Source organism: Streptomyces rugosispiralis, assembly GCF_024505145.1.
GTDB classification, from domain to species: domain Bacteria; phylum Actinomycetota; class Actinomycetes; order Streptomycetales; family Streptomycetaceae; genus Streptomyces; species Streptomyces rugosispiralis.
On the sequence record NZ_JANIAA010000005.1, the window covers coordinates 388,172 to 401,856 of the forward strand.

At 73.6% G+C, this 13,685-nt stretch carries 10 protein-coding genes and 2 pseudogenes; 2 read left to right on the forward strand and 10 right to left on the reverse strand.

Going from position 1 to position 13,685, the window contains the following annotated elements:
• Positions 1-17: 17 nt before the first annotated feature.
• From ectB to NP777_RS12395, 4 genes and pseudogenes are all read right to left on the reverse strand, one after another.
• Positions 18-1,280, reverse strand: coding sequence for a diaminobutyrate--2-oxoglutarate transaminase (gene ectB / locus NP777_RS12380; RefSeq protein WP_256650166.1), 1,263 nt, complete (start codon positions 1,278-1,280; stop codon positions 18-20).
• A gap of 73 nt (positions 1,281-1,353) precedes the next feature.
• Entirely contained in the window at positions 1,354-1,905 is a 552-nt protein-coding gene (ectA, locus tag NP777_RS12385) for a diaminobutyrate acetyltransferase (protein WP_256650167.1), read from the reverse strand.
• Between the two features lie 319 nt (positions 1,906-2,224).
• Positions 2,225-3,109, reverse strand: a complete 885-nt coding sequence (locus NP777_RS12390; protein ID WP_256650168.1) for a hypothetical protein — start codon at positions 3,107-3,109, stop codon at positions 2,225-2,227.
• A 181-nt stretch (positions 3,110-3,290) separates the two neighbouring features.
• Positions 3,291-3,810: pseudogene (locus NP777_RS12395) on the reverse strand (SigE family RNA polymerase sigma factor); the annotation flags it as partial.
• A 376-nt stretch (positions 3,811-4,186) separates the two neighbouring features.
• Between NP777_RS12395 and NP777_RS12400 the strand changes: the two are divergent.
• Together NP777_RS12400 and NP777_RS12405 are read left to right on the forward strand one after the other, a co-directional pair.
• Positions 4,187-5,296, forward strand: a complete 1,110-nt coding sequence (locus NP777_RS12400; protein ID WP_256650169.1) for an amidohydrolase family protein — start codon at positions 4,187-4,189, stop codon at positions 5,294-5,296.
• A gap of 304 nt (positions 5,297-5,600) precedes the next feature.
• Entirely contained in the window at positions 5,601-6,500 is a 900-nt protein-coding gene (locus NP777_RS12405; RefSeq protein ID WP_256650211.1) for an SCO1860 family LAETG-anchored protein, read from the forward strand.
• A gap of 140 nt (positions 6,501-6,640) precedes the next feature.
• On the opposite strand, the gene cobC is transcribed toward NP777_RS12405, so the two are convergent.
• From cobC to NP777_RS12435, 6 genes and pseudogenes are all read right to left on the reverse strand, one after another.
• Entirely contained in the window at positions 6,641-7,756 is a 1,116-nt protein-coding gene (cobC, locus tag NP777_RS12410; protein WP_256650170.1) for an Rv2231c family pyridoxal phosphate-dependent protein CobC, read from the reverse strand.
• A complete protein-coding gene (locus NP777_RS12415) occupies positions 7,746-8,582 on the reverse strand; it encodes a sirohydrochlorin chelatase (RefSeq protein ID WP_256650171.1) in 837 nt (278 codons plus the stop codon). Before NP777_RS12415 ends, cobC begins: the two co-directional genes overlap by 11 nt.
• Before the next feature lie 335 nt (positions 8,583-8,917).
• Positions 8,918-9,298: pseudogene (locus tag NP777_RS12420) on the reverse strand (cobalamin biosynthesis protein); the annotation flags it as partial.
• A 64-nt stretch (positions 9,299-9,362) separates the two neighbouring features.
• Complete coding sequence (locus NP777_RS12425; protein WP_256650173.1) at positions 9,363-10,919, reverse strand: cobyrinate a,c-diamide synthase; 1,557 nt, start codon at positions 10,917-10,919, stop codon at positions 9,363-9,365.
• Positions 10,913-11,509 (reverse strand): cob(I)yrinic acid a,c-diamide adenosyltransferase, encoded by a 597-nt coding sequence (cobO, locus tag NP777_RS12430; protein WP_198282186.1) that lies wholly within the window; start codon positions 11,507-11,509, stop codon positions 10,913-10,915. Before cobO ends, NP777_RS12425 begins: the two co-directional genes overlap by 7 nt.
• Positions 11,509-13,647: a putative cobaltochelatase gene (locus NP777_RS12435; RefSeq protein ID WP_256650174.1), complete on the reverse strand. Its 2,139-nt coding sequence runs from the start codon at positions 13,645-13,647 to the stop codon at positions 11,509-11,511. Before NP777_RS12435 ends, cobO begins: the two co-directional genes overlap by 1 nt.
• Positions 13,648-13,685 lie beyond the last annotated feature (38 nt).

A 13,685-nucleotide genomic window follows, 5' to 3' on the forward strand; every position in this document is an offset into this window, starting at 1 on the left:
TCTGCGGTGCGGGAGGGTTATGCGGTCTCGCGGACCGCGCGGGCGAGGGTCCGCAGCCCCTCGTCCAGGTCTTCGGGGGAGATCGTCAGCGCGGGCAGCAGCTTGACGACCTCGCCCTCGGGGCCGGAGGTCTCGACCAGCAGGCCGAGTTCGAAGGCGCGCTTGCAGACGGCCGAGGCGCGCGGCTTGTCCTCGAACTCCATGCCCCACACCAGGCCACGGCCGCGGAAGTGGACGCCGGGCTGCTCCTCGCAGATGGCGCGCAGGGCCTGCTCGACCTGCTCGCCGCGGGCGAGGGTCTGCTTCTCCATCTGGCCGTCGGCCCAGTAGGTGTCCAGGGTGGCGGCGGCGGTGACGAACGCGGGGTTGTTGCCGCGGAACGTGCCGTTGTGCTCGCCGGGCTCCCAGATGTCCAGCTCGGGCTTGAAGAGGGTGAGCGACATCGGCATGCCGTAGCCGCTGATGGACTTGGAGACGGTCACGATGTCCGGGGTGATGCCCGCCTCCTCGAAGGAGAAGAAGGCGCCGGTACGGCCGCAGCCCATCTGGATGTCGTCGACGATCAGCAGCATGTCCTGGCGCTCGCACAGCTCGGCCAGGGCGCGCAGCCACTCGGGCCGGGCCACGTTGATGCCGCCCTCGCCCTGCACGGTCTCGACGATCACGGCGGCGGGCTGGTTGAGGCCGGAACCCTGGTCCTCCAGCAGCCGCTCGAACCACAGGAAGTCCGGGACCGTGCCGTCGAAGTAGTTGTCGAACGGCATCGGGGTGCCGTGGACCAGCGGGATGCCCGCACCGGCGCGCTTGAAGGCGTTGCCGGTCACGGCCAGCGAGCCCAGCGACATGCCGTGGAAGGCGTTGGTGAAGGAGACGATCGACTCGCGGCCCTTGACCTTACGGGCCAGTTTGAGCGCGGCCTCGACGGCGTTGGTGCCGGTCGGGCCCGGGAACATGACCTTGTAGGGCAGGTCGCGCGGGCGCAGGATGTTGTTCTGGAACGACTCGAGGAACGCGCGCTTGGCCGTGGTGGACATGTCCAGGCCGTGGGTGACGCCGTCACGCTCGATGTAGTCGATCAGCGCCCGTTTCAGCACCGGGTTGTTGTGGCCGTAGTTGAGCGACCCGGCGCCGGCGAAGAAGTCGAGGTAGGTGTGGCCGTCCTCGTCGTACATGTGGCTGCCCTGCGCGCGGTCGAAGACAGCAGGCCAACCGCGGCAGTAGCTGCGCACCTCCGACTCCAGGGCCTCGAAGACGCTCAGGGCGGGCGGGGTGATGGTCACAGCGTTCTCCTGGGAGAGGGGTGTGAGGGGGGTGAGGAGGGGGTGAGGGATCGGGGGTGGAACGAGGTCGGGGTCAGGTCCGGTCGGCGCGCGGGCCGAACGGACCGATGCGGTAGAGCACCTCGGGCTCGTGCGCACCGTCGGGGAACAGACCGCCGTGGAAGAGCACCTCACGCTCGAGCGGGGCTTCGTGCCGCTCCGCGAACGAGGTGAACAGCCGGTTCGAGGCGGTGTTGTCCGGGGTGATCGTCGTCTCGATGCCACGGACGCCCGTCGCGGCGACCCGCTTGACCAGCCCGTCCAGCAGGGTGGCGGCCAGTCCGCGGCCACGCCAGGCGTGGTCGACGGCGACCTGCCAGACGACCAGGGTCTCGGGGCGCTCGGGCCGGACGTAACCGGTGATGAAGCCGACCGGTCCGCCGTCGGCGTCGCGCGCCACCACGGATGTGGCGGCGAAGTCGCGGCACCACAGGAGGTAGCTGTAGGAGGAGTTGAGGTCCAGGGTTTTGGAGTCGCGAGCGATTCGCCAGATCGCGGCTCCGTCCTCGACGCGCGGGGTGTCGAGAGACAGGCCCTCCGGCAAATCCAATTCGCTACGGACTAGGTCTGCTTGTGCGGCGGTCATGCAAATTCAATTTACCCAGCAGAATCAGAAAATGCATCGTGGTGGGGGGTTACGCGGAGGAGGGGCATTGTGTTATCACGCGGGGGCGCGTGCGTGCGCGGCCGCTCGTCGAAAGACGGTGATTTGTGGGGGAGTTATTGGGGCATAGCGGATCGCGTGTGGAGTCTGTCACATGTGCGTAACTGGTCGGTGACCCGCTTGAATTTTGATGGCAGAAGCTCGCGAAAAATTTTGTGTTTAGGAATCACAAAAGCGGGCAGACGAATGTGGAAGCAGTAGCGGAAAAACGCGGAGAATTTCTGGCCAAGCTGCCATGAATTCAATCTCCCGCAGTGAACTGAGGGAAGTCGCCCCGCACCGCGAAGGCCCCGGATGCGCCGTTCCCCGAGGCCGCGTACGCGTCCCGGCCGGTGTCCCGGTCGCCCTCGGCGTGGTTGTACTGCCCGGCGAAGACATACCGGCCCGCGGGCACGGTCGCCCCCTTCCGGAGCGTCCAGCGGTAGACCAGCACACCGTCCTCGACACGGGTGGCGGTGGTCACATCGCCGGTCGGCAGGGAGTGCCAGGACCCGGTGGACCGCACACCCCCGGTGTCCGCCACCCGCAGCTCCACCGTCAGCGAGGTCAGCGGCCTGCCGAGGGTGAGCGTGATGTCGCTCTGCGCCCAGTACGGATTGGAATGGGCGTTGATGGCGCCCTTGGACCGCACGGTCGGCTCGGCGAGGTGGTTTGGACCGGCCGCGGTGGGATAGGCGCTCGGCGTGTGCCGCTCAGCATCGCTCTGCGACCCGGCGCCCGGCTCGTTCCCGGCGCGTCGCCGGTCCGCGTCCGCGCTCGCGGTCGCGCTGTCCGCGCCCGTACCGGCGCCCGCGTCCGCCGGGGGCGCGGCGGGCTCGCTCGAGGTGCGCACCGTCTGCGGCCGTTCGGTACCGTCCGTGGCCACCACCGCGATCCCCGTCGCGGCCACCGCCGCGGCCAGCCCGGCGGCCGGGCTCACCACCCGGGCCCAGAGCGGGCTCGTCCGCCGGGCGCGGCGCCGGTCACCGGCCGTCATGCCGGCCGTGACCCGGGCCAGCATCCGGATCCGGTCCGGCTCATGGGAGGCGGCGGCCGTGCGCAGCTCGGCGACGACATCGCGGCCCTCGGGGTTCCCGGGGCCCCCGGAGTGGTCGCGGCTCTCGGGGCGCTCGCGATGCTCGATCATCAACTGCCCCCTCCTGCGTGCCCGGCGTGGCCCATGTGGCCGGAGTGGCGGGCTGGGCCGGTGTGGCCGGTGTGGCCTGTGTGGCCGGTGTGGCTCGTGTTTCCGGCGCGGAGCGTTCGTACCGTCCGTCCCGTCCGTTCGGTGTCGGTCGCCGCGGACAGTTCCTCCTCGTCCTCGCCGTCCGGAGGGCCGAGCAGCCGTTCCAGCTCGGCGATGCCGCGTGAGGTCTGGCTCTTGACCGTGCCCACCGAAATGCCCAGCGTACGGGCCGTCTCCCGCTCGGAGAGGTCGAAGGCGTGGCGCAGCACCACACATGCGCGCTTGCGGAACGGCAGCCGGACCAGCGCGGCCTGCACATCCACCACGGCGGACACATCCGGGTCGTCCACGCGGTCGGGGCGCTGCGAGGAGAAGAGCGCCACGCGGCGCCGCTCGCGCACCAGGCTGCGGATCCGGGAACGGGCCAGGTTGGCGACCACGCCCCGGGCGTACGCGGCCGGGTGGTCGGCGGCCCGCACCCGGTCCCATTGGTGCCAGACCGCCACCAGCGCGTCGGCCGCCAGGTCGTCCGCCCCGTCGGAGCTGCCGAGCAGCAGATGGGCGAGGCGGGCCAGCTCGGCGTGGTGCCGCTCGAAGAAGTCCCGGAACTCGGCTTGTGGATCGGCCGGTAAGGCGTCGGGAGGGAGGACGTCGGCGGACAGAACGTCGGCCGGTAAGGCGTCGGCGGGCAGAACGTCGGCCGGTAAGGCGGCGGCGGACAAGGCGCCGGTCGGCAGGGCGTCGGCCGGTAAGCCGTCGGGGCCCTCCGGCGCGTCGGGCGCCCGCGGGGACATGCCCCCGGGGTCCCCTGGATCCCGTGGCGTCTCCGTCATGCGTGCCGCGTCCATCCGTACGGCTCGCGCGGTGCCCGAGGCGGCCGCGTCATCGGTGGGAGCGCTCACGAGGACCTCCTCACTGCCGCTGGTCCGGTGGGTTGCGTGAGCGTAGCAGCGCTCTGCATGTTGTTCGAGTGGCGCCGTTCCCGCTGATGGGAATTGGCCGGTCAACGCCCTGCCCCGGTCTCGTACAGTGCGATGCATGAGGGATAGCGCGGTGCTCCACATCAAGGGCCGGGTCCTGGTCGGACCGGACACCGGCGACGCTGCCGGGGACGTACGGGACGAGTTGTGGGTGGTCGACGGCAGGATCACCTTCGAGCGGCCGTCCGGGGCCAGGGACATCCGGCTGATCGAGGGCTGGGTGCTGCCCGGCCTCGTCGACGCCCACTGCCATGTCGGACTCGACGCCCATGGGGCGGTGGACGACTCGACGAGCGAGAAACAGGCGCTGACCGACCGGGACGTCGGGGCGCTGCTGCTGCGGGACGCCGGATCTCCGGCCGACACCCGCTGGATCGACGACCGCGAGGACCTGCCCCGCATCATCCGGGCCGGCCGCCATATCGCCCGCACCAAGCGCTATATCCGCAACTACGCGCATGAGATCGAGCCCGAGGACCTGGTCGCGTATGTGGCCGCGGAGGCGCGGCGCGGCGACGGCTGGGTCAAGCTGGTCGGCGACTGGATCGACCGGGAGACCGGCGATCTGGGGTTGTGCTGGCCGCGCGGCGCGGTCGAGGAGGCCATCGCGGAGGCGCACCGGCTGGGCGCGCGGGTCACGGCGCACTGTTTCGCAGAGGAGAGCCTGGCCCCGCTGGTCGAGGCGGGGATCGACTGCATCGAGCACGCCACCGGGCTCACCGAGGAGACCATCCCGCTGTTCGCCGAGCGGGGCGTGGCGATCGTGCCGACCCTGGTCAACATCGCCACCTTCCCCCGGCTGGCGCTGGGCGGCGAGGCGAAGTTCCCGCGCTGGGCCGACCATATGCGGCGGCTGCACGCACGCCGCTACGAGACGGTGCGGGCGGCCTACGACGCGGGCATCCCGATCTACACCGGCACGGACGCGGGCGGCGGGCTGGCCCATGGGCTGGTCGGTCAGGAGGTCGCCGAGCTGGTGAAGGCGGGCATCCCGGTGCGCGACGCGCTCTCGGCGGCGACCTGGGGAGCGCGGGACTGGCTCGGGCGGCCGGGGCTGACCGAGGGCGCCTCCGCCGACCTCGTCGTCTACGACGCGGATCCGCGCGCCGAGGTGGGGGTGCTGACGACGCCGCGGCGGGTGGTGCTGCGGGGACGGGTGGTCGGCTGACGCGGGGCCGGGGGCTGATACGGGTGCGGGCCGGGTGGTCGGCTGACGCGGCGCCGGGGGCTGATACGGGTGCGGGACGGGTGGGGCGAGGGGTGCCGGAAGGGAACATGGTTCGAACTGGACGGCGAACCACACCCTTTGGGATGAACGGACATCATGTGTCTGCCTGTTTACCCTCAGTGCGCAAATATGGCGTGGTCGAGGCCGTCGGCGCCCGTGGAGTCCCCCGCGGCAGGCGCCGGCGGCTCCATGTCTCCTGTGGGGGTCCACTCACGTGTCCTGTTCCAGTAACACCTACTTCGGCATGCCCACCCGCCGTCTGGCGGCCGCCACCGCCGCTGCCGCGGTCTCCGTCCTGGGCCTGCTGCCCGCGACGACCGCGCAGGCCGACACCGGTGCCACGACCGGTAAGGCGGGTGCGGTCGTGCTCCGCACCGATCTCGATGTCTCCCTGCTCAACAAGACCGTCACGGCTCCGCTCTCGGTCGTGCTGAACGATGTGCACGCGCCCGCGACCGCGAGCAAGACGGCGCTCAGCGCGACCGTGGACGGCGTGGACGGGGGCCGGCCGTTCAGTGTCCTGCGGGCCGATGTGGCCACCGCACGGGCCGGCGCGGACAAGCAGCGCGCCGAGGGGTACTCCAACCTCGTCAACGCCCAGGTCCATGTCCCGGGCCTGGCCGCGGTGCCGCTGATCACGGTCGAGCAGGTGACCTCGAAGGCGGTGTGTGCCGTCGGGAAGCGGCCGACCGCCCACTCCAACCTGCTCGGCGGCGTCAGCGTGCTCGGTCAGAAGGTCACCCTGCGCGCGAGCGGCACTACCACGGTCGATGTGCCGGCGCTCGGCCAGGTCCGGCTCGACCTGTCGCGGACGGCCACCACCTCGCGCACGGCGGCGGCCACGGCCCTCAACCTGAAGGTCTCCGTGAACCCGCTCAAGCTGAACGTCTCGGAGGTCGAGGGGCAGGTCACCCTCGCCCGGGCGACCTGTGAGTCGCCCGTGGCCGCGGCGGTCGAGCCCAGCCCGAGCGTGGGCTCCCAGACCAAGCCCGAGCCCAAGCCGGAGCATCTGGCCGAGACGGGCGGCAGCTCGGCCACGCCGTACCTGGTGGCCGGTGGCGCCCTTCTGCTCGCCGTGGGCGGCGGCGCGGTCATCCTGGCTCGCCGCCGCCGAGCCGCCACCACCGGCGGCGACGCCGCCTGACGCCCGACGCCGGTTCGTTGGGCCCGGCACCCGCGCCGTCCGGCGCGGGTGCCGGATCCGGTCACGAGGGCACGGGCGAGCCGTGGTCGACCGCCCTCCGCCCTCCGCCCTCCGCCCTCCGCGCGCCGCGCGGGGCGTGGTCAGGCGGAGGTGTCCGCTATCGCCTTCGTCAAGGCGATGACGAAGCGATCCGTCGTGGCGCGGTCGCGGACGGCGAGCCGGAGCCACTCCGGGCCGAGGCCCGGGAACGTGTCACCGCGGCGGACGGCGAAGCCCAGCTCCCGCAGCCGGGTGCGGATCGCCGCCGCGCCCACCACCCGGATCAGCAGAAACGGCCCGGCCGCCGGGCCGCACACCCGCACCTCGGCCGACTCCGCCAACTCGGCCAGCCGATCGGCGAGATGGGCCCGGTCGGCGGCCGTACGGTCGGCGGCCCGGGCCGCCTCGGCGAGGGCGGACGGGGTGCAGCACGCCTCGGCCGCCGCCAGCGCCGGGCTGGACACCGGCCACAGCGGCTGGACCCGCTCCAGCGCCGCGATGGTGTCCGGCTCCGCCAGTACGTAACCGATCCGCAGCCCCGCCAGGCCCCAGGTCTTGGTGAGGCTGCGGAGCACCACCAGCCCCGGCACATCGGTGCGGGCCGCCAGCGACTCCGACTCACCCGGGACGGCGTCCATGAACGCCTCGTCCACCACCAGCGTCCGCCCCGGCCGGGCGAGCCCGGCCACGGCATCGGCCGGGTGCAGCACGGATGTGGGGTTGGTGGGATTGCCGATCACCACCAGATCGGCGTCCTCCGGCACGGCGGCTGGGGTCAGCCGGAAGCCGTCCCGCTCGGCGAGGACCACGCGCTCCACCAGGTGCCCCGCGTCCCGCAGCGCCGCCTCCGGCTCGGTGAACTGCGGATGCACCACCACCGGCCGCCGGGCCGGTATGGCACGGGCGAGCAGGACGAACGCCTCCGCGGCGCCCGCCGTCAGCAGCACCCGGCCCACCGGAAGCCCATGGCGCGCGGCTACCGCCTCCCGCGCCGCCCGCCCGTCCGGATAGGCGGCCAACCCGTCGAGGGACGCGGCGATATGGGTCTTGAGCCAGACCGGAGGCGTACCGGCCCGGACGTTGACCGCGAGGTCCGTCAGCGCGGCGTCGGCACCCCGCACCTCCGCGTCCCCGTGATGTCGCAGATCGAACCCGGCGGACCCGCCATCGACGGCGGAACCTTCCGCGGTCAGCTCCGCCGACGGCTCAGCGGACATCGACGTGGGCATCGGGATGTGCGAAGGCATGGGCCTCATCGCCGAACCCGGCGCGCTCGCTGGTGTCGGCCACCTCCTCATAGCGATCCATGACCAGGTCGGCCAACTCCCGCGCCGGGCCGATGACATCGGCCGGGACCACCTCGACCTCGGGGTAGGCGAGCCCCCAGCCCTCCGCCTGCTGCCGCACCCGCTCCAGGGCGTCACCCTCGAACAGGAAGTACGGCAGCACCACGACCCGCCGTGCCCCCAGCTTGGCGCAGCGGTCCAGGCCCGAGGCCACATCCGGGGCGGCGAGCGAGGCGAAGGCCACCTCGACGCCCGCGAAGCCACGGCCCTCCCACAGCAGCCGGGCCGCGCGGTGCACCTCGGCGTTGGCCTCGGGGAGCGGCGAACCGTCGCCCACCAGCAGCACGGTCGTCTCCGCGCGGTCAGAGGGCAGCCGGCGCCGATTGCCCAGCGCCTCGTCGAGCCGCCGCTCCAGCAGGCTCAGCAGGGTGCGGTGCGGGCCGAGCGGCCGGGCGGAGGTGAACGAGGCGTCGGCGTGCCGCTCCGCCTCCTGGGCCAGCGCGGCGGCGATGCCGTCTCTCGGGGGAGCCGCCGGGATCAGCGTCATCGGGACGACCGCGAAGCGGGTCACCCCCTCGCCGACGAGCCGGGTGACCGCGTCGGACAGCGGGTGGCTGCCCGGTCCGGTGAGGCCACCCGCCACGGGCAGGTCCGGGTGGCGTGCGGCCAACTCCCTGACGAATGCCTGGAAGGCGGCGGCATGCCTTTCGTCTCGCGTGCCGATACCTGCGATGAGCAGGGCGGGCGGGGTCGTCACGAGGTCTCCTTGGTGCAGGTGGTGCGGGTGTCACGGTCGGCGGGGGCGGGCTGTTCCGCCCCGAGACGTTACTGACCTGCGTCGGGGCGGTCGACGGCAGGTCTTCGCTGCCCGCCCTGCCCGGATTTGACCGCCGCCGGGCGGCTGGGGTCCTTCTGACGGATCTCCGCGGCGTCGCGGCGTCCGGCACGCCCTCTCGCCGCACCGCGCGAAAACCCAAGTAGCTCCGCTACGAGGGCCTCCGCGAGGCACGCCGAGAGCACGCTCCCCCAGCTACCGCTGGGAGGTGCCCCCTGGACGCCGCTCCTTCTTCCACGGAGATCCGTCAGAAGGACCCTGGCGACGGCGCAGGTGGCCTTCCCGGGGCGGCCATGTGGCGTGGACTTCCGCTTGGCGACGAGCAGTTGGCCCCCGGGACCGGCGGCCAGCAGCGCGGCCGCCTCGGCGACCCCGGCCGTGCCCACGGCGGCGAGCGGTGCCGCGGACGGGTTCGGGACCTCCACCGCGGCCAGCGCCTCCGCCGGGTATCCGCACAGCGGCACCCCCAGCCGTTCGGCCGCCGTCAGCAGTCCGGCCTCCCCGGCCTTGGCCTCGACCGTGGCCAACTCGGCGACACCGCGCGGCGAAAGGCCCGCCTCCGCCAGGGTGGCCTCGACCAGTCCGAGCACCTCACCGGCGGATACGCCCCGGCCGGACCCGACCCCGACGACAAGCGCTGCCACGGGCGGGGGAGACGCCGTGCCACGGCCGATGACCTCCACGTCAGCTCACCGCCTCGGCTCAACCGGCAGGGGGCGCACATCTGTCGACGAACCGGGCCGCCGCCCCCGGGACCGAGGCCCAGTGCACATGCAGATAGGAGGCATGCACATCTCCCTGTGCGAACCCTTCGGTGCGACGCTCCGGGTGGACGAGCCCCCAGGCGGGCTCCGGCCCCGCTCCGGGCACGATGGTGGTGCGGTGGAACTCATGGCCGCGCACCCGTGTCCCCGCGGCGGCGAGTGAGGTGTCGGAGATGGCCACGGCCTCACGGTAGCCCAGCGTCAGACGTTCCGACATCCGTGCCTTCGCGGCCAGCACCCCGCACATCGGCTCCCCGTCCAGCGAATGCGCCAGATACAGCAGTCCGGCACATTCGGCGGCGATGGGCGCGCCGGACGCGGCGAGACCGGCGACGGCGGCGCGCAGCGGCTCGTTCGCGGACAGCTCGGGGGCGTAGACCTCCGGGAAGCCGCCACCGATCACCAGACCGCCGGTGCCCTCCGGGAGGCGCTCGTCCCGCAGCGGGTCGAAGGGTACGACCCGCGCGCCGGCCGCCGTGAGCAGCTCGGCGTGCTCCGCGTACGAGAAGGTGAACGCGGCCCCGCCCGCCACGGCGACCACCGGCCGCGCCGCCCGATCGCCCCGGCCCCCGGCACCGTCGCACCGGCCCCCAGCCCCGTGGCCCCGGCCCCCGGCACCGTCGCACCGGCCCCCAGCCCCGCGGCCCCGGCGCCCGGCACCGTCGCCCAGGCGCCCGGCACCGGGGACGGCCTCCAACGCCCGGTGTATCTCCTCCTCCGGATCCCAGGCCCGCCCGGACAGCGGCGGTGCGCTGCGCGCCAGCCCCAGCAGCCCGTCGAGATCGCAGCTCTCCCGCACCCGCGCCGCCAGCGCGGCCGCCGAATCGACCGCCTCCGCATGGCGCTCGGCCACCGGCACCAGCCCCAGATGGCGGCTCGGGGCCCGCACCGCCCGCGTCCGGCGCAGCGCGCCGAACACCGGCACCCCGCACCCCTCCAGCGCCTCGCGCAGCATCGCCTCGTGACGGTCCGAGGCGACCTTGTTGAGGATCACCCCCGCGACCCGCACCTCGGGGTCCCAGGAGGCGAAGCCATGCACCAGCGCGGCCACCGACCGCGACTGCGACGACGCGTCCACCACCAGCACCACCGGTGCCCGCAACAGCTTGGCCACCTGCGCCGTCGAGGCCAGCTCGCCCTGCCCGGCCGCCCCGTCGAACAGGCCCATCACCCCCTCGACCAGGGCCAGATCGCAGCCCGCCGCCCCGTGCAGGAACAGCGGCGCGATCCGGTCCGGACCGCACAGATAGGCGTCCAGATTCCGGCCCGGACGCGCGCCCCCGGTCCGGGACCGGCCGGTCCCGGAGGCGCCAGAAGAGGCGGCCGAGGAGATCGCGAGCGCGTGATAGCCAGGGTCGATGTAGTCCGGGCCGACCTTGTGCGGGGACACGTCCAGACCGCGCTCCGCGAAGGCGGCCATCAGTCCCGCCGTGACCGTCGTCTTCCCGCTGCCCGAGGCGGGCGCCGCGATCACCAGGCGCGGGACACTCACCACTCGATGCCTCGCTGGCCCTTCTGACCCGCGTCCATCGGATGCTTGACCTTGGACATGTCGGTGACCAGGTCGGCGAAGTCCAGCAGCTGCGCCGGTGCGTTACGCCCCGTGATGACGACGTGCTGCGTCCCGGGCCGGTCCCGCAGCACCGCCACCACCTCGTCGGGATCCACCCAGCCCCAGTGCATCGGATACGCGAACTCGTCCAGCACATAGAGCCGGTATGTCTCCGCCGCGAGATCGCGCTTGACCTGCTCCCAGCCCTCGCGTGCGGCCTCCTCGCTGGAAGCCATGTCGCGCTGGACCCACGACCAGCCCTCGCCCATCTTGTGCCATGCGACGGTCCCCCCTTCGCCCGAGTCGCCGAGGACGCGCAGCGCACGCTCCTCACCGACCCGCCATTTCGCGGACTTTACAAATTGGAATACACCGACCGGCCAGTTCTGGTTCCACGCCCGCAGCGCCAGCCCGAACGCCGCGGTCGACTTGCCCTTGCCCTGACCTGTGTGGACGAGCACCAGCGGACGGTTACGGCGCTGGCGGGTGGTCAGCCCGTCATCCGGCACGGTGGTCGGTTGTCCTTGCGGCATCAGGCGGCCCTCCGAGGGTTCGAAACGGTTCGTACATCGCGCACCAGCGCGCTCACGCTGTCCGCGCGCAGCTCGTCGAGTGTCACCGGCGTGGCCCGCAGCTCGCGGGCGAGCGCGCCCGCGAGCCCCAGCCGCACCGGCCCCGACTCGCAGTCCACGACCACCGAGGCGACCCCGTCGCCCGCGAGCATCCGCGCCGCGCGCCCGGCCCGCTCGACCGGCGTGGGGCCGCCGGACCGCCGCGCCTCCGTGGCCCTCCCGTCGGTCACCACGACCAGCAGCGGACGGCGTGCGGGATCCCGCAGCCGCTCCACCCGCAGCACCTCCCGGGCCTTCAACAGCCCGGCCGCCAGCGGCGTACGGCCGCCCGTCGGCAGCCGCTCAAGCCGAGCGGCGGCCGCGTCCACCGACGAGGTGGGCGGCAGCGCCAGCTCGGCGTCCGTACCCCGGAAGGTGATCAGCCCGACCTTGTCCCGCCGCTGGTAGGCGTCGAGCAGCAGCGACAGCACCGCGCCCTTGATCGCGCTCATCCGCTTGCGCGCGGCCATCGAGCCCGACGCGTCCACCACGAACAGCACCAGATTGCCCTCCCGGCCCTCGCGCACCGCCTCGCGCAGATCGTCCCGGCGCACCAGCAGCCCCGGCCCGCGCCGGCCGCGCGCCAGCTGATGCGGGGCGGCCGCCCGGACGGTGGCCGACAGATGCAGCGCGGAGAGCGTGCCCCGCGGGCGGCGCGCTCCGGTGGTGCGGCCGTGCGCGCTGCGGGCGCGCGAGCGACGCCCCGCCGCGCCCTCGCCCAGGCCGGGGACGTCGAGCCGCCGGGTCCGGAACGGTTCGGCGGCGCCCACGGCCGCCCGCTCCCCGCCGGACCCGCCCGCCCCGCCGTCCGCTTCGCCCGCCCCGCCGTCCCGATCCGCCGGGGCGGAGCCGGGCTCGCGGTCGGCCGTCTCGTGCTCACCCGTGCGCTGGTCGGGTACGGACGGCTCCGGTTCGGCGGGCGGCGCCTGCTCCCGCGCCCCGTCGCCCGCGCCGTCCTGGGGCCCGCCCTCGGGGCGCTCCGCGTCGTCCGGTCCGGAACCCCCCGGCCCGTCCTCGGGGCCCGGGTCCGGGTCCGGCTCCGGGTCGTCCTCCTCGAACCGCCGCAGGATCTCGTCGAGCTTGTCCTCGTCGAGCCCCGGCGCGTCGAACGGCGCCCGCCGCCGGCGGTGGGGGAGCGACAGCAGCGCCGCCCCCCGTACGTCCTCGGTCCGGACATCGGTGCGCCCCGCCCAGGCGGCCAGCGCGGTCGCCGTACGGGCGGTCACGATGTCCGCGCGCATCCCGTCCACCTCGAACCCGGCGCACACCGCCGCGATCTGCCGCAGCGCACGGTCGCCGAGACCCACCCGCGGCAGCAGGGCGCGGGCCGCCGCGATGCGCTCCCGCAGGGCCTCCTCGTCCGCGGCCCAGCGCGCCGCGAACCCCGCGGGGTCCTCGTCGTACGCCAGCCGCCGCCGCACCACCTCGACCCGCTCCTCGGTGTCCCGGGACGCCGCGACCTCCACCGTGAGCCCGAAGCGGTCCAGCAACTGCGGCCGCAGCTCGCCCTCTTCGGGGTTCATGGTGCCGACCAGGAGGAAGCGCGCCGCATGCCGTACGGACACACCCTCGCGCTCCACATAGGAGGCGCCCATGGCGGCCGCGTCGAGCAGCAGGTCGATCAGGTGGTCATGGAGCAGATTGACCTCGTCGACGTAGAGCACCCCGCGGTGGGCGTCGGCGAGCAGCCCGGGTTCGAACGCCTTCACCCCGTCCGACAGCGCCCGCTCGATGTCGAGCGCGCCCACCAGCCGGTCCTCGGAGGCGCCCACGGGCAGTTCGACCATCCGCGCGGGGCGCGCCTCGCCCGTGCCCGGCTCATGGGGCCCGTCCGGGCAGGACGGGTCGGGCGCGGCCGGATCGCAGGAGAACCGGCACCCGGCCACCACGTCCACCTCGGGCAGCAGCGAGGCGATCGCTCTTACGGCGGTGCTCTTGGCCGTGCCCTTCTCGCCGCGCACCAGGACGCCGCCCACGGCGGGGGAGACGGCGTTGAGGAGCAGGGCGAGCCGCAGGCCGTCCATGCCGACGATCGCGCTGAAGGGATAGGTGGTGGTCACGCGGCGATACCTCCTGGGGTGCGTGGGCACAGCGGTCC